Annotated in this window: 17 protein-coding genes; 7 read left to right on the top strand and 10 right to left on the bottom strand. The window is 59.5% G+C overall.

Translation table 11 applies throughout. The features are described 5' to 3' along the window. The first annotated feature begins 66 nt into the window (after positions 1-66). Both M0808_RS11100 and M0808_RS11095 read left to right on the top strand, forming a co-directional pair. The gene (locus M0808_RS11100; protein ID WP_008078581.1) at positions 67-771 is read left to right on the top strand and encodes a FadR/GntR family transcriptional regulator; all 705 of its coding nucleotides are present in this window, start codon (positions 67-69) and stop codon (positions 769-771) included. A 23-nt stretch (positions 772-794) separates the two neighbouring features. Next, on the top strand, positions 795-1,505 hold the full coding sequence (locus M0808_RS11095) for a GntR family transcriptional regulator (protein WP_247841079.1): 711 nt from the start codon (positions 795-797) through the stop codon (positions 1,503-1,505). 116 nt (positions 1,506-1,621) lie between these two features. On the opposite strand, the gene yjiA is transcribed toward M0808_RS11095, so the two are convergent. From yjiA to M0808_RS11080, 3 genes are all read right to left on the bottom strand, one after another. Beyond that, positions 1,622-2,593, bottom strand: a complete 972-nt coding sequence (gene yjiA, locus M0808_RS11090) for a GTPase (protein ID WP_247841077.1) — start codon at positions 2,591-2,593, stop codon at positions 1,622-1,624. A gap of 152 nt (positions 2,594-2,745) precedes the next feature. Further along, a complete protein-coding gene (locus M0808_RS11085) occupies positions 2,746-2,943 on the bottom strand; it encodes a YbdD/YjiX family protein (RefSeq protein WP_003228401.1) in 198 nt (65 codons plus the stop codon). Between the two features lie 15 nt (positions 2,944-2,958). Next, positions 2,959-5,025, bottom strand: coding sequence for a carbon starvation CstA family protein (locus M0808_RS11080; RefSeq protein ID WP_007963766.1), 2,067 nt, complete (start codon positions 5,023-5,025; stop codon positions 2,959-2,961). A 159-nt stretch (positions 5,026-5,184) separates the two neighbouring features. Here M0808_RS11080 and M0808_RS11075 point away from each other — a divergent pair, with 159 nt between their 5' ends. Continuing rightward, positions 5,185-5,553 carry a PilZ domain-containing protein gene (locus M0808_RS11075; RefSeq protein ID WP_247841075.1) on the top strand — a complete coding sequence of 123 codons (369 nt, stop codon included), beginning with the start codon at positions 5,185-5,187 and terminating at the stop codon, positions 5,551-5,553. Between the two features lie 130 nt (positions 5,554-5,683). Here the strand turns inward: M0808_RS11075 and radA are convergent, their stop codons facing one another. The 3 genes from radA to katB are packed head-to-tail and all read right to left on the bottom strand — an operon-like array spanning position 5,684 to position 9,233. After that, a complete protein-coding gene (radA, locus tag M0808_RS11070) occupies positions 5,684-7,051 on the bottom strand; it encodes a DNA repair protein RadA (RefSeq protein WP_007963764.1) in 1,368 nt (455 codons plus the stop codon). 43 nt (positions 7,052-7,094) lie between these two features. Next, positions 7,095-7,631, bottom strand: a complete 537-nt coding sequence (locus M0808_RS11065) for an ankyrin repeat domain-containing protein (RefSeq protein WP_247841073.1) — start codon at positions 7,629-7,631, stop codon at positions 7,095-7,097. A 60-nt stretch (positions 7,632-7,691) separates the two neighbouring features. Beyond that, positions 7,692-9,233 (bottom strand): catalase KatB, encoded by a 1,542-nt coding sequence (gene katB / locus M0808_RS11060; RefSeq protein ID WP_183784160.1) that lies wholly within the window; start codon positions 9,231-9,233, stop codon positions 7,692-7,694. Between the two features lie 285 nt (positions 9,234-9,518). Here katB and mscL point away from each other — a divergent pair, with 285 nt between their 5' ends. Next, positions 9,519-9,932, top strand: a complete 414-nt coding sequence (mscL, locus tag M0808_RS11055; protein ID WP_027612841.1) for a large-conductance mechanosensitive channel protein MscL — start codon at positions 9,519-9,521, stop codon at positions 9,930-9,932. Between the two features lie 42 nt (positions 9,933-9,974). Here the strand turns inward: mscL and M0808_RS11050 are convergent, their stop codons facing one another. Continuing rightward, on the bottom strand, positions 9,975-10,751 hold the full coding sequence (locus tag M0808_RS11050; protein WP_027612842.1) for a ferredoxin--NADP reductase: 777 nt from the start codon (positions 10,749-10,751) through the stop codon (positions 9,975-9,977). 330 nt (positions 10,752-11,081) lie between these two features. On the opposite strand from M0808_RS11050, the gene M0808_RS11045 reads away from it, so the two are divergent. Next, positions 11,082-11,810 carry an autoinducer binding domain-containing protein gene (locus M0808_RS11045; protein ID WP_098965721.1) on the top strand — a complete coding sequence of 243 codons (729 nt, stop codon included), beginning with the start codon at positions 11,082-11,084 and terminating at the stop codon, positions 11,808-11,810. 151 nt (positions 11,811-11,961) lie between these two features. Then, a complete protein-coding gene (locus tag M0808_RS11040) occupies positions 11,962-13,086 on the top strand; it encodes a class I SAM-dependent methyltransferase (protein WP_247841071.1) in 1,125 nt (374 codons plus the stop codon). Positions 13,087-13,161: 75 nt separating this feature from the next. Here the strand turns inward: M0808_RS11040 and M0808_RS11035 are convergent, their stop codons facing one another. From M0808_RS11035 to M0808_RS11025, 3 genes are all read right to left on the bottom strand, one after another. Continuing rightward, complete coding sequence (locus tag M0808_RS11035; protein ID WP_135296609.1) at positions 13,162-13,329, bottom strand: DUF2474 domain-containing protein; 168 nt, start codon at positions 13,327-13,329, stop codon at positions 13,162-13,164. 83 nt (positions 13,330-13,412) lie between these two features. Continuing rightward, positions 13,413-14,420: a cytochrome d ubiquinol oxidase subunit II gene (gene cydB, locus M0808_RS11030; protein WP_007963753.1), complete on the bottom strand. Its 1,008-nt coding sequence runs from the start codon at positions 14,418-14,420 to the stop codon at positions 13,413-13,415. 3 nt (positions 14,421-14,423) lie between these two features. Then, on the bottom strand, positions 14,424-15,866 hold the full coding sequence (locus tag M0808_RS11025; RefSeq protein WP_027612845.1) for a cytochrome ubiquinol oxidase subunit I: 1,443 nt from the start codon (positions 15,864-15,866) through the stop codon (positions 14,424-14,426). A 530-nt stretch (positions 15,867-16,396) separates the two neighbouring features. Here M0808_RS11025 and M0808_RS11020 point away from each other — a divergent pair. Continuing rightward, entirely contained in the window at positions 16,397-17,635 is a 1,239-nt protein-coding gene (locus tag M0808_RS11020) for an MFS transporter (protein WP_222018277.1), read from the top strand. Position 17,636 lies beyond the last annotated feature (1 nt).

Below are 17,636 nucleotides of genomic sequence, written 5' to 3'. Positions count from 1 at the left end.
CTGCCGCAGGCTGCGATCTTTTGATCCTGTTTGCGGCAGCCCCAACGGGCTCACGGAGCAAGACAAGTGATCACCACATCAACCGTCGTCAACTCAGTCGTAGAAAAACTGCGCGCCGCCCTCGCCCGTGGTCAGTGGCGCTCCGGCGACATGCTGCCGGGCCAGCGTGAACTGGCCGAACAACTGGGCATCAGCCGTCCGAGCCTGCGCGAAGCGGTGATCGTCCTGGAAACCCTTGGCCTGGTGCGTTCGATGCCGGGCAAAGGCGTGGTGGTGCTCGACGCCCAGCTCAGTGACAGCCAGAGCCACGACAGCGCGGTGGCCGGCGCCAGCCTCGAAGACGTGCTGCAACTGCGCTACACCCTAGAGCCGTTCATCGTCGGTCTGGTCGCGCAGTCGATCAGCAGCAAAGAAGTCGGGCAATTGCGTCTGACCCTGATGGACATGCGCGAAGCCCTTGAAGCCGGTGACAGTGAAGCCGGGGTCAGCGCGTACATCGCCTTCCACGAGGAGCTGTTCACCCTGACCTCGAACCCGATCTTCCAGAGTGTGGTGCAGCAAACCAGCAATGCCCTCAAGCAAAGCGCCGAAGTGCTGCGCAATTCGCCTGAGCATCTGGCCGAACGCCTGGAAGAAAACGAAGCGGTGGTGCGCGCAATCCGCAGCAAGAACAGCGCTCAGGCCAGCGCCGAAATGCGTCGGCACATTCTGCGTGAAGGCCAGCGCATGGGCATTGAACTGAACATTCCGGATGACAACCTCAGCCACTGATTGATTCACACTGGAGACCGGCCATGAACAGCCTTGCCACGTCGCCGCACACTCGTCAGATGTCGGCCCCCCTGCCCTTCTCCCGCCTGCAGGCGTCGGCAGACGATCTGTACCCGCGGCTGTTCGACGCGATTCTGGACCGGCGAATCGACCCGGCCAGCCGCTTCACCGAAGACAGTCTCAAGCAGATGTTTGGCGTCAGCCGCGCCGATGTGCGCCGGGTGCTGACGCAGTTGTCCCATGAGCAGGTGATTGTGCTGCGTGCCAACCACCGGCCACGGGTCGCCACACCGGATGCCGAGCAGACCCGGCAAACCCTGCACGCCCGGCGCCTGACCGAAGCGACGCTGGTGCGTCTGGCTTGTCAGAATGCCTCAGCGGAGAGTTTGAAACGCTTGCGCACGCTGGTCGAACGCGAACGTCTGGCCGTGACACAGGAACGCCGTGCGGCGGCGATTCGTTTGTCCGGCGAGTTTCATCTGCAGTTGGCACAAATGGCGGGGAATGCACCGTTGGCGCATTTTCTTGGCAGTCTGGTGCCGTTGACGTCGCTGGCGATTGCGCGGTGTGATGGATCGACGCCGGGTTGCTGCGCGTGGCAGGAGCATCTGGCGATTGTCGAGGCGGTCGCGTCCGGGGATATGTCCATGTCTGAGCGACTGATGAATCAACACCTGGATCATCTTGAGCAGACCTTGCTGGGTACAGCCCTTGAGCATTGTGTCGCCGGTTAGATCGCCTTCGCGAGCAAGCCCGCTCCCACAGTGAATTGCATTCCCCCTGACAGAATGCGGCCTACTGTGGGAGCGGGCTTGCTCGCGAAGGCGTCAGCCCTGGCGCCGAAGAATCATCAGGCGGAAGTCACTTTGGCAAACCCCGCCCGAATCTTCTCTTCCGGCAAATCATCGGCAATAAACACAATCACACTTTCCCGCGCCTCACCCTCGGCCCACTCGGTGTCCCAGTCGAAACCGTAAAGTTTCAGTACGCCCTGAAACACCAGCCGCCGATCCTCGCCAGCGATGTTCAACACGCCCTTGTAGCGCAACAACTGCTTGCCATGTTCTTCCAGCAGCTCATTCATGAATTCGCTGAGTTGATCGATATCCAGCGGCTGGTCAGTGCGCAGCACCAGGCTGGAGATACGGTCGATGGACGGCGCCTTGCTCACCGGACGCAGGCTCACCCCGCCGCCGAGGTCGGCATTGAGATTGAAGCCACGCACGTCGAGCAGTTCGGCCAGATCGATGTTGCCATGCTCGACCACGCGGATCGGCGCGCGACGATTGATCCGCGTCAGGCGTTCGCTCAGCGCGGTGAACGTGGCCTCATCCACCAGATCGGTCTTGCTCACCAGCAGGCGGTCGGCGAAACCGATCTGCGCCTGGGCGATGGTCTGGGTCAGGTGCTGGTCGGCGTGAGCGGCATCTACCAGGGTGATGATGCCGTCGAGCAGATAGCGTTCGCGCAGTTCTTCATCGATGAAAAAGGTCTGCGCCACCGGGGCCGGATCGGCCAGACCGGTGCACTCGATCACCAGACGGTCGAAGGCGATTTCACCGCTGTCCAGGCGTTCGAGCAGCAGGTACAGGGCCTTGGTCAGATCGGTGTGGATGGTGCAGCAGACGCAGCCGTTGGCCAGGGTCATGACTTGCACCGGTTCGTCGCCGAGCAACTGGGTGTCGATGCCGGCGTCGCTGAATTCGTTCTCGATCACGGCGATCTTCAGGCCATGCTCGGCTTTGAGCAGATGGCGCAGCAAGGTGGTCTTGCCGGCACCGAGGAAACCGCTGAGTACCGTTACGGGTATGGGAGAAGACAAAACACGATCTCCTTAAAGAAACACAAAACAAATGTGGGAGCGGGCTTGCTCGCGAAAGCGGTGTGTCAGTCACCACACGTATCAACTGACACTCCGTATTCGCGAGCAAGCCCGCTCCCACGGGGGAATTACCTCAACCGCAGGCTGTCAGCTCAACAGCACTTCGGCCCACCCTTGCCACCGTAACGCGCTTCCTGACGTTCGCGGAAGAACATCTCGTAGCTCATCACCGGTTTGTCCGGGTGTTTGGTTTGCATATGCTCGACGTAGGTGTCGTAGTCGGGCATGCCGACCATCAGGCGTGCGGCCTGACCGAGGTATTTACCGAGGCGACTCAGGTCATTGAACATGGTGCAATCCTCTGGTTACGCGTCCGGCAGGGCCTGGAATGGCGATTCTTTATCCGTACGCTCTTTTTTGCCCCAGGCAGCGATGCCGACCTTGAGCGCATAGAACAGGATGCTGAAGACCACGAACAGGAACAGCGCAGTTAGCGTTGCATTGGTGTAGGCGTTGAAGATCACGTGCTGCATCTGCTCGATACTCTTGGCCGGGGCAATCACCTGGCCGGCGGCCAGGGCATCGCTGTACTTCTTGGCCAGCGACAGGAAGCCGATCGCCGGGTTGGCGTCGAACAGCTTGATGAAGCCTGCGGTGGTGGTGCAGATCAGCAGCCAGGCGGCTGGCAGCAGGGTGACCCAGATGTAGCGCTGGCGCTTCATCTTGATCAGCACAACCGTGCCGAGCATCAGCGCGATACCGGCCAGCATCTGGTTGGAGATACCGAACAGTGGCCACAGGGTGTTGATGCCGCCCAGTGGATCGATCACGCCCTGATACAGCAACCAGCCCCACATCGCCACACAACCGGCGGTGGCGATCAGGTTGGCAGTCCACGATTCGGTGCGCTTGAGCGCCGGAACGAAGGAGCCGAGCAGGTCCTGCAGCATGAAGCGCCCGGCACGGGTGCCGGCGTCCACAGCGGTCAGGATGAACAGCGCTTCGAACAGGATCGCGAAGTGGTACCAGAACGCCATGGTGTTTTCACCCGGCAGGACACTGTGCAGGATCTGCGCGATACCGACCGCCAGGGTCGGCGCACCGCCGGCACGGGCGAGGATGGTGGTTTCGCCGATGTCGTGAGCCACGGCTTGCAGCGCCTCCGGCGTGATCGCGAAGCCCCAACTGCTGACCATCTGCGCCACCGATGCGACGTCACCGCCGACCACGGCGGCCGGGCTGTTCATGGCGAAGTACACGCCCGGCTCGATCACCGAAGCGGCGACCATGGCCATGATCGCCACGAACGATTCCATCAGCATGCCGCCGTAACCGATGTAACGCGCGTTGGTTTCGTTATCCAGCAGCTTCGGCGTGGTGCCCGAAGAGATCAGTGCGTGGAACCCGGACACCGCACCGCAAGCGATGGTGATGAACAGGAACGGGAACAGACCGCCCTTCCACACCGGGCCGGTGCCGTCGACGAACTGGGTCAGCGCCGGCATTTTCAGCTCGGGCATGGTTACCAGAATGCCGATCGCCAGGGCGATGATGGTGCCGATCTTGAGGAACGTCGACAGGTAGTCGCGTGGCGCGAGGATCAGCCACACCGGCAACACGGCGGCGACGAAGCCATAACCGATCAGCATCCAGGTGATTTGCACGCCGGTGAAGCTGAAGGCCTTGGCCCACACCGGATCAGCGGCAATCTGCCCGCCGAGCCAGATCGAACCGAGCAGCAGCAACACACCGATGACCGAGATCTCGCCGATGCGGCCCGGGCGGATGTAGCGCATGTAGATGCCCATGAACATCGCGATCGGGATGGTCGCCATCACGGTGAAGATGCCCCACGGGCTCTCAGCCAGTGCCTTGACCACGATCAGCGCCAGCACCGCGAGGATGATGATCATGATCAGGAAGCAGCCGAACAGGGCGATGGTGCCGGGGATGCGGCCCATCTCTTCACGCACCATGTCGCCCAGGGAACGGCCGTTGCGCCGGGTCGACATGAACAGAACCATGAAGTCCTGCACCGCGCCCGCCAGCACCACCCCGGCAATCAGCCACAGCGTGCCGGGCAGATAACCCATCTGCGCCGCCAATACCGGGCCGACCAGAGGTCCGGCGCCCGCGATCGCGGCGAAGTGGTGACCGAAAAGAATGTGTTTGTTGGTTGGAACGTAGTCCAGACCGTCGTTGTTGAGCACGGCGGGGGTGGCCCGACGCGGATCCAGTTGCATCACATTGTTGGCGATGAACAGACTGTAGTAACGGTACGCAACCAGATAGATGGCCACTGCCGCGACCACGATCCACAAGGCGTTGATCGCCTCTCCTCGGCGCAATGCCACTACGCCCAGGGCGCACGCTCCTACGATTGCCAGCACTAGCCAGGGTAAGTGGCGTAGCAGGCTATTATTATTTTTCATTTTATTATTCCAGCCAGGGTGGACAAGAAAGACAGCCACCCCGAGTTTAGCGCTACTGGCGGTAAAGACCATACCCCGACATAGGTCTAGACAGCTTGTTGATTGGCAGCCACCCAATGGTCGGGTCTATAGTCAGCGAACTCTCCCGAGGATTGCGCCATGAGCGAGCACCCAGCCAACCGTCGTCGCTTCAAACGTATTGCGTTCGATGCCAGAACCGAGTTGCGCCAAGGTGAATATATCTGGCCGGTGAAACTGATCGACCTGTCGCTGAAGGGGCTGTTGATCGAACGGCCGGAGCCTTGGCTGGGCGATCGGGAAAAGGATTTTTTCGTCGACATTCATCTGAGCGAAGATGTCGATATCGAGATGGATGTACACCTGGCTCACGAAGATCACGGACAACTAGGCTTCGTCTGCCGGCATATCAGCCTGGAGTCGATCCAGCGCCTGCGACGGTTGATCGAGTTCAACCTGGGCGATCCGCAGAAGTTGGAGCGCGAACTGGGCGCCCTGATCGAAATCTAGAAACCACTACAAATCCCTGTGGGAGCGGGCTTGCCCGCGAAGAGGCCATGTCAGTCGACATTCATTTCGACTGATACACCGCTTTCGCGGGCAAGCCCGCTCCCACAGGGTATGCGGCGTATCTGAAAGATTATTCGAACAGTGCGTCGAGCGCCTGCTCCAAACGGGTCACGGCAATGATCTGCAGGCCCGGCGGCGCCTCCTTCGGCGCATTGCCCTTGGGCACGATCGCCCGTTTGAAGCCATGCTTGGCCGCTTCCTTCAAACGCTCCTGCCCACTCGGCACCGGACGCACCTCGCCAGACAAACCGACTTCGCCAAACACCAGCAGATCATGCGGCAAGGGCCGGTTGCGCAGGCTCGACATCACCGCCGCCATCAACGCCAGATCCGATGCGGTCTCCAACACCTTCACCCCGCCGACCACGTTGAGGAACACGTCCTGGTCGTGAGTCGGAATACCACCGTGACGGTGCAATACCGCCAACAACATCGCCAATCGGTTCTGATCAAGGCCCAACGTCACGCGCCGTGGATTGGCCAGATGGCTGTCATCGACCAGCGCCTGCACTTCCACCAGCATCGGCCGGGTGCCTTCCCAGGTGGCCATCACCACACTGCCCGGGACTTCTTCCTGGGCACGGGTGAGAAAAATCGCCGACGGGTTGGAGACTTCTTTCAGGCCCTTGTCGGTCATGCCGAACACGCCCAGTTCATTGACCGCACCGAAACGGTTTTTCACCGCCCGCAGCAAACGCAGACGGCCATCGGATTCGCCTTCGAAATACAGCACGGTATCGACCATGTGCTCCAGCACCCGCGGGCCGGCGAGCGCGCCTTCCTTGGTGACGTGACCGACGAGGAAGATCGCCGTGCCGCTCTGCTTGGCATAACGCACCAGCAGCGCCGCGCTCTCACGTACCTGCGAGACGCCACCCGGCGCTGATTGCAGCTGTTCGGTGAAAATGGTCTGGATCGAGTCGATCACCATCACCTTGGGTTTTTCCTGACGGGCGGTGGCAATGATGGTTTCGATGCAGGTTTCGGTCATCACCCGCAGTTGATCCTGGGGCAGCCCCAGACGCCGGGCGCGCATCGCCACCTGCTGCTGGGATTCTTCGCCGGTGACGTACAGCGCCGGCATGCTCTTGGCGAGGTTGCACAGGGTCTGTAACAGAATCGTCGACTTGCCGATGCCTGGGTCACCACCGATCAACACCACCGAACCGTCGACCAGACCGCCGCCCAAGACTCGATCCAGCTCACCGGACGCGGTGGAGAAGCGCGGAATCTCCTCGATGCTGACTTCGGCCAGGGTCTTGATCTGTGCTTGCTGCCCGGCCCAGCCGGTACGCCCGGTAGGCGCCGTGGCCCCGCCGCTTTCGATCATGGTTTCGGTCAGGGTGTTCCAGGCGCCGCACTCGCCGCACTGGCCCGCCCACTTGGGAAAGGTTGCGCCGCACTCGGTGCAGCCGTACATGCGCTTGGCCTTGGCCATCTGGATCCCTCGGCAAAAAACGCGATGATAACGCAGCCACCGCTCAGCGCGGCGCGGCGGTACGGATTTCGCCGTTGGCCAGACGCGCGGCGCTATTGCCCAGCGGGTCTTCGGCATTGAGATCGGCGCCTTTGGCCTTGAGCGCATCGAGCAGTTCGACACGCTTGAACAACCCGGCGTACATCGCCGCAGTCTGGCCTGCGCCGTTGCGCTGATCGGGGCTGCAATCGGTGGCCATCAGCCTTCGAGCAATCTGCATCTCGCCTTTGAAAATCGCCCCCATCAGCGCCGTATTGCCGCGTTGGTCCTGCGCGCAGGCATCAGCGCCTGCCGCCAGTAACCGGTCAACTGCCGCGCCCTGGCCGTGATACGCCGCCAGAATTAGTGCGGTGTAGCCCTTGCTGTCGCGGGTATCGAGGGAATAACCGGACTCGATAAAGGTCTCGAGCATCGGCACATCACCACGCCGGGCGGCATCGAAATAGTAATCCTGCAACTGCGCCTTGATCGCCTCGGGGTTCTGTTCGGCCAGCGCTGTAAATGACAGGCAACCGAGCAGCAATAACAGACAAAATCGCATCAGCCTTCTCCTTGAGCAGAACGGGGCCTGAATCAGGCCCCGCGTTGCATGGCGTCGAGATCAGTCGACCAGTTTCGCTGCCAGCGCCTTGACCCGGCTCAGGTCACCCTTGGCCACTTTGGTCACACCGGTGCCGTATTCCGGATCTGCCTTATAAAGAAAGGACAGGATGATGTGCTTGCTCTCGTCATCGGTGGTCGCCAGCGAACCGCCGAAGCTGGCGATCAGGTCCTGACGCTCCTGCTGGCTGAACGAGCGATACAGATCCCCGGCCTGTTTGAAGTTCTGCTCACGCTGAATCTTCGCCTGCTGGGTGCTGCCCGACAGTGCCAGCTGGCTGTAACGCGCGCTCTGCGGCTCTTCACGCGGTTGCAGGCGGCTTGGCTGATAGTTCACGCCAGACGCCGTGGCACCGAAGTTCATCGCACCGTCCTGATTGCCATTGTTGACCGCAACTTTTGGCGCATTGATCGGAAGTTGCAGGCCGTTTGCACCCAGGCGATACATCTGCGTATCGGCATAAGAAAACACTCGACCTTGCAACAGACGATCTTCTGAAGGTTCGATACCCGGCACAACATTGGCCGGGGCCATGGCAACTTGTTCGGTTTCCTGGAATACATTGGCCGGATTACGGTTCAACACCATTTGTCCAACTTTTCGTTCAGGAACATTCGGCCAGATCTTGGTAGCGTCCAATGGATCGAAATCAAACTTGGACAAATCTTGTGGATTCAGCACTTGGATGTACAAGTCCCATTTCGGGAAATCACCCTTGTTGATATGACTGACCAGATCATTAGTCATATGACTGTAATCTTTGCCCTGAACTTTCTCGACTTGTTCAGGTGTCAGGTTTTTGATGCCCTGCAAACTTTTCCAGTGGAACTTCACATAGTGCACTTCGCCTTTGGCGTTAACCAACTTGTAGGCATGCACGCCATTACCGTCCATTTCCCGATAACTGGCTGGAGTACCCGAATTGGAATACAGCTCGGTCAGCGTGCGAGTGGCTTCCGGCACGTGGGAGAAGAAGTCGAAACGACGCGAGTCATCGTCAAGGTTGGTGCGTGGATCGGGTTTGAACGCATGGACCATGTCCGGAAACTTGATCGCGTCGCGAATGAAGAAGGTCGGGAAGTTGTTGCCGACCAGGTCCCAGTTGCCATCAGCGGTGTAGAACTTGGTGGCAAAGCCCCGTGGATCGCGCAGGGTTTCCGGGGAGTGGTTACCGTGAACCACTGCGGAGAAGCGCACGAACACTGGCGTCACCTGCCCGGCAGCAAATACCTTGGCCTTGCTCAGGTCGCTGAGGTCGTTGGTCACGGTGAACGTGCCATGGGCACCGGTACCGCGGGCATGCACCACACGCTCGGGAATGCGCTCACGGTCGAAACGCTGAAGTTTCTGGATCAGTTGCACGTCTTGCAGCAGCACCGGGCCGTTGGCGCCGGCGGTTTGCGAGTTCTGATTGTCGCCCACCGCTGCACCACTATCCCGGGTCAGGGGCGCGGCGTGCACGGAGAAGGTCAACAGGCTGGCGGTGAGTACGCCGAGCGTACGGCGATGGGGAAAAGCCCCCAGTCCAAGGGTGGAATTCATATCAGGTTCCTCTGGTTCTTTTGGGCGCATCCAGGTGCGCCAACCAGAGGCTAGAGGGCTAAGTCCGCGAACATAAATAGAAAGTTCGTAACCCGACGATTGAAAATTTTGGCTTCCCGATCAGCGTGTTACGGCGTATTTCGCGCGCGATTAGTGGCACTTTGCAAACTAATTGCAGATTTATCGGTCGATAAAAACGGGCATTGTAAGAAGGTGTTTCGCGCAGGACGCGTTTGCTGATTTACACTGCGTACACCAACCTCATCTGTAACAAGGAAATAACCTATGGGCGTGCTTAGTGAGTTCAAGGCCTTCGCGGTCAAAGGCAATGTGGTCGACATGGCCGTCGGTATCATCATCGGTGCCGCCTTTGGCAAAATTGTTTCGTCGTTTGTCGGCGACGTGATCATGCCGCCAATCGGCCTGTTGATCGGAGGGGTGGACTTCAGTGATCTGGCCATCACGCTTAAAGCCGCCGAGGGCAACGCCCCTGCCGTGGTCATGGCTTACGGTAAATTCATCCAGAGCATTCTGGACTTCGTGATCGTCGCCTTCGCGATCTTCATGGGTGTCAAAGCCATCAACCGCCTTAAACGCGAAGAAGCCGTAGCCCCTTCCCTGCCACCGGTTCCGACCAAGGAAGAAGAGTTGCTCGGGGAGATCCGCGATCTGCTCAAGGCCCAGAACAACCGGCCTTGACTGCTTGATGAATAAAGAACGGCGCCTGATGGCGCCGTTTTTTTACCAGTAGTTTTCCACCGCCACCTGTCCCGGCCGCCGCGTCAGGCTCAGGCTCATGTGGCGTTTCTTCAGCAGTGCCCGGGTGTCGTCGATCATCTGCGGATTGCCGCACAGCATGACGCGCGAGTGCTCGGGGGCCAGTTCAACGCCGGCTTCACGCTCCAGCTCGCCGCTTTCAATCAGGCTGGTAATACGGCCATGCAAGGCACCAGGAACCTTTTCTCGGGTAACGGTGGGAATGAACTGCAGTTTATGGGCGTGTTCTGCCAGGTAATCACGCTCGGACAGTTCTGCAATCAACGACTGATAGGCCAGTTCCCGCGCTTCGCGCACGCTGTACACCAGAATGATCCGCTCGAATCGCTCCCACACTTCGAAGTCCTGCAGAATCGACAGAAACGGCGCAACCCCGGTCCCGGTGGATAACAGCCACAAATCCCGACCGTCGACAAACCGATCCAGCGTCAGGTAACCAAAGGCCTGGCGTTCCACCAGCAGGGTATCGCCGACCTGCAAGCGACTAAGTTCACTGGTGAATTCGCCACCTGGCACCACGATGGAGAAGAACTCGAGAAACTCGTCGAAGGGTGAAGAGACCATCGAGTAAGCACGCCAGACCGTGCTGCCATCAGCCTTTGTCACCCCCAGGCGAGCGAATTGTCCCGCGCGAAACCTGAAGCCCGTATCGCGCGTGGTGCGCAGGGTAAACAGACTGGGGGTCAAAGGCTGCACGTCGAGCAAGGTCTGGGCAGTAAATTTATCTGCGCTGACAGTCATGGGGGCACTCCACGGAAAAGACCCTGACAGTCTCGCGCAAACTCAGAGCATAAACACCACTGCTTTTGTAGTGGTTTACCGTTCAGACCGCCCGAAAAAATGAGAATTAAACCCAAATGCCGTTAATACAGCGGTATTCAAAGTCCGATTGAATGACAGGTTAAATCCAACGCGTTATTGATGACTAATAACCTTTCCAGCAACTAACCGCCCCCTCCAAGAGCAAAAAAATTCAACGCCATTTGTAAGACCTGTCCTACACTCGGTTGCGTGCGGGATCCGATTGGATCCATAAAAAGCACCCTACGAACGACTCATGGAGAGTGAGTGATGGAAATGTGGAAGGAGTCGCAATTAAAGCAACTGACTTTCGCAAGAGAAATAGAGACCGCTTATCCGATCTTGCTGCGATTCGCTCAAAATATTGGCTTCAATTTTTGTGCCATCTCATTGACATCAAACAATCGGAACGCTGACTTAAAGACCTTGCAAATCAATAACTATCCGAAAGAGTGGAACCAACTTTATGAAAGACAAAACTACCGGAAAATCGATCCGGTAATAGCACACTGCAGTCGTTCAATGCTGCCGATTGTCTGGACCGAGGACGTGTTTTCGCAAACCTTGTCGCTGTGGGACGCCCAACAGAAACATGGATTGCGACACGGTTGGTCCCAGTCGTTCCACCACGAAGACAGCGGGCTGTGCAGCACCCTGAGCCTCGCCAGGAAAAACGGTCCATTAAGTCCGCTCGAGTTGTACGAGCATTTTGGCTATATGTTTTACGCGACCAGCCACCTGAGTGACCTGTTCGCCAAAACCTTGCCCAAACCGGTCAAAAAGCCCGCCCCCCCACGCCTTTCACCGCGAGAACTGGAAGTGCTCAAGCTATCGGCGCTCGGCAAGACGGCCTATGAGATTGCCAGGATCCTCTGCCTGAGCGAGCGGACGGTGAATTACCACGTGCAAAACGTGATTCTCAAACTGAACGTCTGCAACAAGATTTCTGCGGTCATTGCTGCCAAGAGTTGCGGCCTTCTCGACATGCCTGCCCACTAAAAGCTGCGAGTATTTCAACGGAAAAAAACGTACCATCTGCGACCTTCCTGAGTGATGACGTGAACCTTGACGTTGTATTTCACTCGGACGGTTCCGCTGCGCGATGCCCTGGGCTGCGGGCCACCTGTTGAATAACCAGAGTTCCCGTACCATGCCCTTGCTCGAAACGCCCTTTGCCCAACTCGACCTGATACGCCAGCCCGAGCAGCAGAATGAACCGCTGCAAGCGTTCGATGCGGCTGACGAATACCTGCTCAATCATCTGGCCGCGCAACAACCGACGGCAGACACTCGGGTATTGGTACTCAATGACAGCTTCGGAGCGCTGGCGGCGAGTCTGGCGGGCAAGGTTCAGGTCAGCAGCAGTGGCGACTCGTTTCTCGCATTCCAGGGCCTGGAAAAGAACCTGGTACGCAACGGCCTGGCATTTGATGCCGTGCGCGGAATTGCGGCCAGTGAGCCGTTGGTCGGGCCGTTCGACCGAGTGCTGATCCGCGTGCCCAAGACGCTGGCATTGCTGGAAGAGCAACTGATCCGCCTGCAAGGGCAACTGGCACCCGGCGCTGAAGTGGTGGCAGCGGCCATGGTCAAGCATTTGCCGCGCGCAGCCGGTGATCTGCTGGAGCGTTACATTGGCCCGGTACAGGCTTCACTGGCGGTGAAGAAAGCTCGCCTGTTGATCGCAACGCCTGAAGCCAAAGCCCCGGCGACCTCGCCCTACCCTTCGCGCTATCAGCTCGACGAGCCGGCCATCGAATTGCTCAACCACGCCAATGTGTTTTGCCGTGAAGGCCTGGATATCGGCACCCGAGCTTTTCTCCCGCACCTGCCCAAGAACCTCGGCAGCGCCCGCGTCGCCGACCTCGGTTGCGGTAACGGCGTCCTGGCCATCGCCAGCGCCCTGCACAACCCTGACGCGCACTACACGCTGGTCGACGAATCGTTCATGGCCGTGCAATCGGCCGCCGAGAACTGGCGCGCCGCGCTGGGCGAGCGCGAAGTGCTCGTGCGCGCTGGCGATGGTCTGGCCGGACAGGAGCCGCAATCGCTGGACGTAGTGCTGTGCAATCCGCCGTTCCATCAACAACAGGTGGTGGGTGACTTCCTCGCCTGGCGCATGTTCCAGCAGGCCCGCGAGGCGCTGGTGGTGGGCGGTGCGTTGTACATCGTCGGCAACCGGCACCTGGGTTATCACAGCAAACTGGCGCGGCTGTTCCGTGGCGTCGAGCAAGTGGCTGCCACACCGAAATTCGTGATTCTCAAAGCCCGCAAGTAAAGCGTCAGGCAAAAAAAACCCTCCGCAATGCGGAGGGTCATAAAACCGTGCCCAAGGGCAGCGGGACGGGATGTTTCAGTGTGTGGTCAGGCCGGCCGCGCTCATGAACAGGCGCATCAGGCTGGCGGCAATGAACAGCGCGCCGACGCTACCGATCCAGATCAGGGCCAACCAGCCGAGCCGCTGCCACAGCGGCTTTTTTTCGGCTTCTTCAATCTCGTGCAGGGAATGTTTGCTGTTCATTGCATCGTTCCTCTTGGGCGATGGCGTCGCTGAGGACGCCACCGCGAGACGGCTTGCTCTCACAAGGTGAGCAGAGCGAGAGATCAGTGGTAACCGTCTTCATGGGTGACCTTGCCGCGGAACACGTAGTAGCTCCAGAAGGTGTAACCCAGGATGAACGGGATGATGAACAGCGTACCGACCAGCATGAAGCCCTGGCTTTGCGGCGGTGCGGCGGCGTCCCAGATCGAGATCGACGGCGGCACGATGTTCGGCCACAGGCTGATGCCCAGACCGCTGTAGCCGAGGAATATCAGCACCAGGGTCAGCAGGAACGGCATGTAGTTGGCATTGCGCGCCACCGCGCGGATCAGCCCGTACAGCGTCACCAGCACCAGAATCGGCACCGGCATGAACCAGAACAGGTTTGGCATGCTGAACCAGCGTGTCGCGATCTCGGGGTGAGCCAGCGGCGTCCACAGACTGACGATGCCGATCACCGCCAACAGCACGAATGCCAGCGGCCGCGCGAGGTTGTGCATCTGCTCCTGCAACTTGCCTTCGGTCTTCATGATCAACCAGGTGCAACCGAGCAAGGCATAGGCCACCACCAGCGCGGCGCCGCAGAACAGGGTGAATGGTGTCAGCCAGTCCAGTGAACCGCCGGCGTATTGCCGATTGACCACCGGCAAACCGTCGATGAAAGCCCCGAGTGCCACGCCCTGGAAGAACGTCGCCGCCACCGAACCGCCGATGAACGCCTTGTCCCACAGGTGGCGCTTGTCGTCCTTGGCCTTGAAGCGGAACTCGAACGCAACACCGCGAAAAATCAGGCCGATCAGCATGAAGATCAACGGCAGGTACAGCGCCGACAGCACCACCGAATAGGCCAGCGGGAACGCGCCGAACAACGCCGCGCCGCCCAGTACCAACCAGGTTTCATTGCCGTCCCAAACCGGGGCGACGGTGTTCATCATTACATCACGGTCGGTCTTGCCCGGGATGAACGGGAAGAGAATCCCGATCCCCAGGTCGAAGCCGTCCATGACCACGTACATCATGATGCCGAAGATGATGATCACGGCCCAGATCAGCGGAAGATCAATACCCATGAGTCAAATCTCCTTTTCCAGGCTACGCTGCGAGTCGGCGTCGGTACCTTCATCATCGGCTGCGGACAACGGCCGAGCCGGAGTGCGTTTTTGGCCAGGACCACCTTCGTTGGTTTCCTTGCCTTCGTCGGTTTTCGGCCCTTTGCGCACCAGGCGCATCATGTAGCCAAGCCCCGCACCGAACAGCGCGAAATACACCACGACGAACATGATCAGGGTGATGCTCATCTGCATGAAACTGTGATTGGACGAGGCATCCGCCGTGCGCATCAGCCCGTAGACCACCCACGGCTGCCGACCGATTTCAGTGGTGAACCAGCCAGCGAGGATCGCGATCAGGCCGGACGGCCCCATCCACAACGCCAGATACAGGAACGGGCGCGAGGTGTAGAGCGAGTCGCGCTTGCGCAGCCACAGGCTCCACAGACCGGTGAAGATCATCAGGAAGCCGAGGCCGACCATGACCCGGAACGACCAGAACACAATGGTCGAGTTCGGCCGGTCTTCAGGCGGGAACTCCTTGAGTGCCGGCACCTGCTTGTCCAGCGAGTGGGTCAGGATCAGGCTGCCGAGGTACGGGATCTCTACGGCGAATTTGGTTTTCTCTTCTTTCATGTCCGGCCAGCCGAACAGGATCAACGGGGTCGCTTCGTTGCCTTTGTTTTCCCAGTGACCTTCGATCGCAGCGATTTTCGCCGGCTGGTGCTCAAGGGTGTTCAGGCCGTGGAAGTCACCGATAACCGCCTGGATCGGCGCGACGATCAGCGCCATCCACATCGCCATCGACAGCATGGTGCGGATCGCCGGGTTGTCCTTGCCGCGAAGCAGGTGCCAGGCCGCCGACGAGCCAACGAAAAATGCCGTGGCGACGAACGCAGCGGTCGCCATGTGCATCAGGCGATACGGGAACGATGGGTTGAACACGATGGCCAGCCAGTCGGTCGGGATCACCTGACCGTTGACGATCTCGAAGCCTTGCGGCGTCTGCATCCAGCTGTTGGAAGCGAGAATCCAGAATGTCGAGATCAGCGTGCCGATCGCCACCATCACTGTGGAGAAGAAGTGCAGTTTGCGTCCGACCTTGTTCCAGCCAAACAGCATCACCCCGAGGAAACCGGCCTCAAGGAAGAACGCCGTGAGCACCTCGTAGGTCAGCAACGGTCCGGTGACGGAACCGGCGAAGTCCGAGAAACGGCTCCAGTTGGTGCCGAACTGGTAAGCCATGACCAGACCGGAGACCACACCCATGCCGAAGTTGACGGCAAAGATTTTCGACCAGAAGTGGTAGAGATCCCGGTAAGTGTCGTTATGGGTTTTCAACCACAACCCTTCAAGCACCGCCAGGTAGCTCGCCAGACCAATGGTGATGGCCGGGAACAGGATGTGGAACGAGATGGTGAACGCGAACTGAATTCGGGCGAGATCGAGTGCCTCTAAACCGAACATAAGTCTTCCTCTGTCAGGTAATACCGGCATTGGGGCTTGTGGCCCCTGCCTACTGCCCCCACGGATATGGAGTGCGGCGAATTCTGATTCGTTCTTTTTTAACAGCCATCGCAACGCAGGGAGTCTGGCCAACGGGCCACCAGAACATGGCCCGGGAGGGTCTTGATCTGGATCAAGCAACGTTAAAAGAGTAGTCCCATTTCCGACGAAGAACGGCGTGGTCGTTTGCCGCGTGACAAGTTGCCTCATTGCCTGGGCAACGTTCTGAAAGACACTCCTCAGAGCTGCACGACCTGTAGTGAGGGGATTCATCCCCGATGGGCGGCGAAGCAGCCCCAGATGTTTCGTTGCGTCGTCAATTTTTTACGACTGCTGCGCAGCCGATCGGGGATAAATCCCCTCACCACATTGGGGTGAGAGGTGCCAGGGAACGATAGATGTCTGGCTAACTAAATTTTTTGTCATAGCAACTTCCTGTTACAGACTGGTGATAACCTCGCGGTTCCCCCAAGAGCCAGACCTGCCTTCAGATGCCCAGCCAAGAGCCCCTGCTGTTACGTCACCATCGTCCTTTTCTTGCGTTCTGGTTCGCCCGAATCTTCACCGCCAGTGGCTTTCAGATGCTCACGGTGGCGATCGGCTGGAATCTGTATCAGTTGACCGGCAACGTGCTCGACCTGGGTCTGGTCGGGCTGGTCGAGTTCGCGCCTCGGGTGCTGTTCATGCTGCACACCGGGCATGTCGCCGACCGCTATGACCGGCGCCGTGTTGCGGCGATCTGTCAGTCGTTGCAGGCGTTGATTGCCCTGGCACTGGCCATCGGCAGTGCGACCGACCACGTCACCCGGGAAATGATCTTTATCCTCGCCTTCCTGCTCGGTGCGGCGCGCTCCTTCGAAATGCCGACGACCCAGGCGCTGCTGCCGAGCATCGTGCCCAGCGCCCTGTTTCCACGGGCGGTCGCCGCAGCGCAGTCGGCTCAACAGTCAGCCACCATTGTCGCTCCGGCCCTCGGTGGCTTGCTTTACGCGTTTGGCAGTGTCTGGGTCTACGGCCCGACGGTATTGCTCTATGTCATCGCCTGCACCTTGATGCTCAACCTGCCCGCGCGACAGACGCCACTGAACAAAGGCAAAGCCACGCTGGACTCGTTGCTGGCGGGTATCCGCTTCATTCGCAGCCGCCCGGACATTCTCGGGGCGATCTCGCTGGATCTGTTCGCGGTGTTGCTCGGTGGCGCTACGGCGTTGCTGCCGGTGTTCGCCAAGGACATCTTGCTCACCGGGCCGTGGGGCCTGGGCCTGCTGCGCTCGGCGCCGGCGGTTGGTGCGTTGGGGATGTCACTGTTTCTGGCGCGATTTGCCGTCGAGCGCAATGTTGGCCGGGTGATGTTCACCGCCGTTGGCGTGTTCGGCGTCGCAACCATCGCCTTCGGTCTGTCGACCTCGTTCTGGTTCTCGCTGGCGGTGCTGGTGGTGCTCGGCGCGGCGGACATGATCAGCATGGTGATCCGCGCCTCCTTCGTGCAACTGGAAACCCCGGACGAAATGCGCGGCCGGGTCAGCGCAGTGAACGGCCTGTTCATCGGCGCCTCGAACCAGTTGGGCGAATTCGAATCCGGCCTCACCGCGCACTGGTTCGGCACCGTCCCGGCGGTGGTGATGGGCGGGATCGGCACGCTGGTGGTCACCGGGACCTGGATCAAACTGTTCCCGACCCTGGCCAAACGCGACCGGATGCATGTGCCGGTGGAAGAGGCGAAGGTCTGAC

It is taken from the genome of Pseudomonas sp. MWU12-3103b, assembly GCF_023100615.1.
GTDB classification, from domain to species: Bacteria; Pseudomonadota; Gammaproteobacteria; order Pseudomonadales; family Pseudomonadaceae; genus Aquipseudomonas; species Aquipseudomonas putida_A.
This window is presented reverse-complemented; position numbering and strand designations above follow the sequence as displayed.

What these genes read in the sequence shown, in the direction of transcription:
- M0808_RS11095 (WP_247841079.1), top strand. Translation starts at nt 795, where the DNA reads ATGAACAGCCTTGCCACGTCGCCGCACACTCGTCAGATGTCGGCCCCC.
- M0808_RS11085 (WP_003228401.1), bottom strand. Translation starts at nt 2,943, where the DNA reads ATGTTCAATGACCTGAGTCGCCTCGGTAAATACCTCGGTCAGGCCGCA.
- M0808_RS11080 (WP_007963766.1), bottom strand. Translation starts at nt 5,025, where the DNA reads ATGAAAAATAATAATAGCCTGCTACGCCACTTACCCTGGCTAGTGCTG.
- M0808_RS11075 (WP_247841075.1), top strand. Translation starts at nt 5,185, where the DNA reads ATGAGCGAGCACCCAGCCAACCGTCGTCGCTTCAAACGTATTGCGTTC.
- radA (WP_007963764.1), bottom strand. Translation starts at nt 7,051, where the DNA reads ATGGCCAAGGCCAAGCGCATGTACGGCTGCACCGAGTGCGGCGCAACC.
- M0808_RS11065 (WP_247841073.1), bottom strand. Translation starts at nt 7,631, where the DNA reads ATGCGATTTTGTCTGTTATTGCTGCTCGGTTGCCTGTCATTTACAGCG.
- katB (WP_183784160.1), bottom strand. Translation starts at nt 9,233, where the DNA reads ATGAATTCCACCCTTGGACTGGGGGCTTTTCCCCATCGCCGTACGCTC.
- mscL (WP_027612841.1), top strand. Translation starts at nt 9,519, where the DNA reads ATGGGCGTGCTTAGTGAGTTCAAGGCCTTCGCGGTCAAAGGCAATGTG.
- M0808_RS11050 (WP_027612842.1), bottom strand. Translation starts at nt 10,751, where the DNA reads ATGACTGTCAGCGCAGATAAATTTACTGCCCAGACCTTGCTCGACGTG.
- M0808_RS11045 (WP_098965721.1), top strand. Translation starts at nt 11,082, where the DNA reads ATGGAAATGTGGAAGGAGTCGCAATTAAAGCAACTGACTTTCGCAAGA.
- M0808_RS11040 (WP_247841071.1), top strand. Translation starts at nt 11,962, where the DNA reads ATGCCCTTGCTCGAAACGCCCTTTGCCCAACTCGACCTGATACGCCAG.
- M0808_RS11035 (WP_135296609.1), bottom strand. Translation starts at nt 13,329, where the DNA reads ATGAACAGCAAACATTCCCTGCACGAGATTGAAGAAGCCGAAAAAAAG.
- cydB (WP_007963753.1), bottom strand. Translation starts at nt 14,420, where the DNA reads ATGGGTATTGATCTTCCGCTGATCTGGGCCGTGATCATCATCTTCGGC.
- M0808_RS11025 (WP_027612845.1), bottom strand. Translation starts at nt 15,866, where the DNA reads ATGTTCGGTTTAGAGGCACTCGATCTCGCCCGAATTCAGTTCGCGTTC.
- M0808_RS11020 (WP_222018277.1), top strand. Translation starts at nt 16,397, where the DNA reads ATGCCCAGCCAAGAGCCCCTGCTGTTACGTCACCATCGTCCTTTTCTT.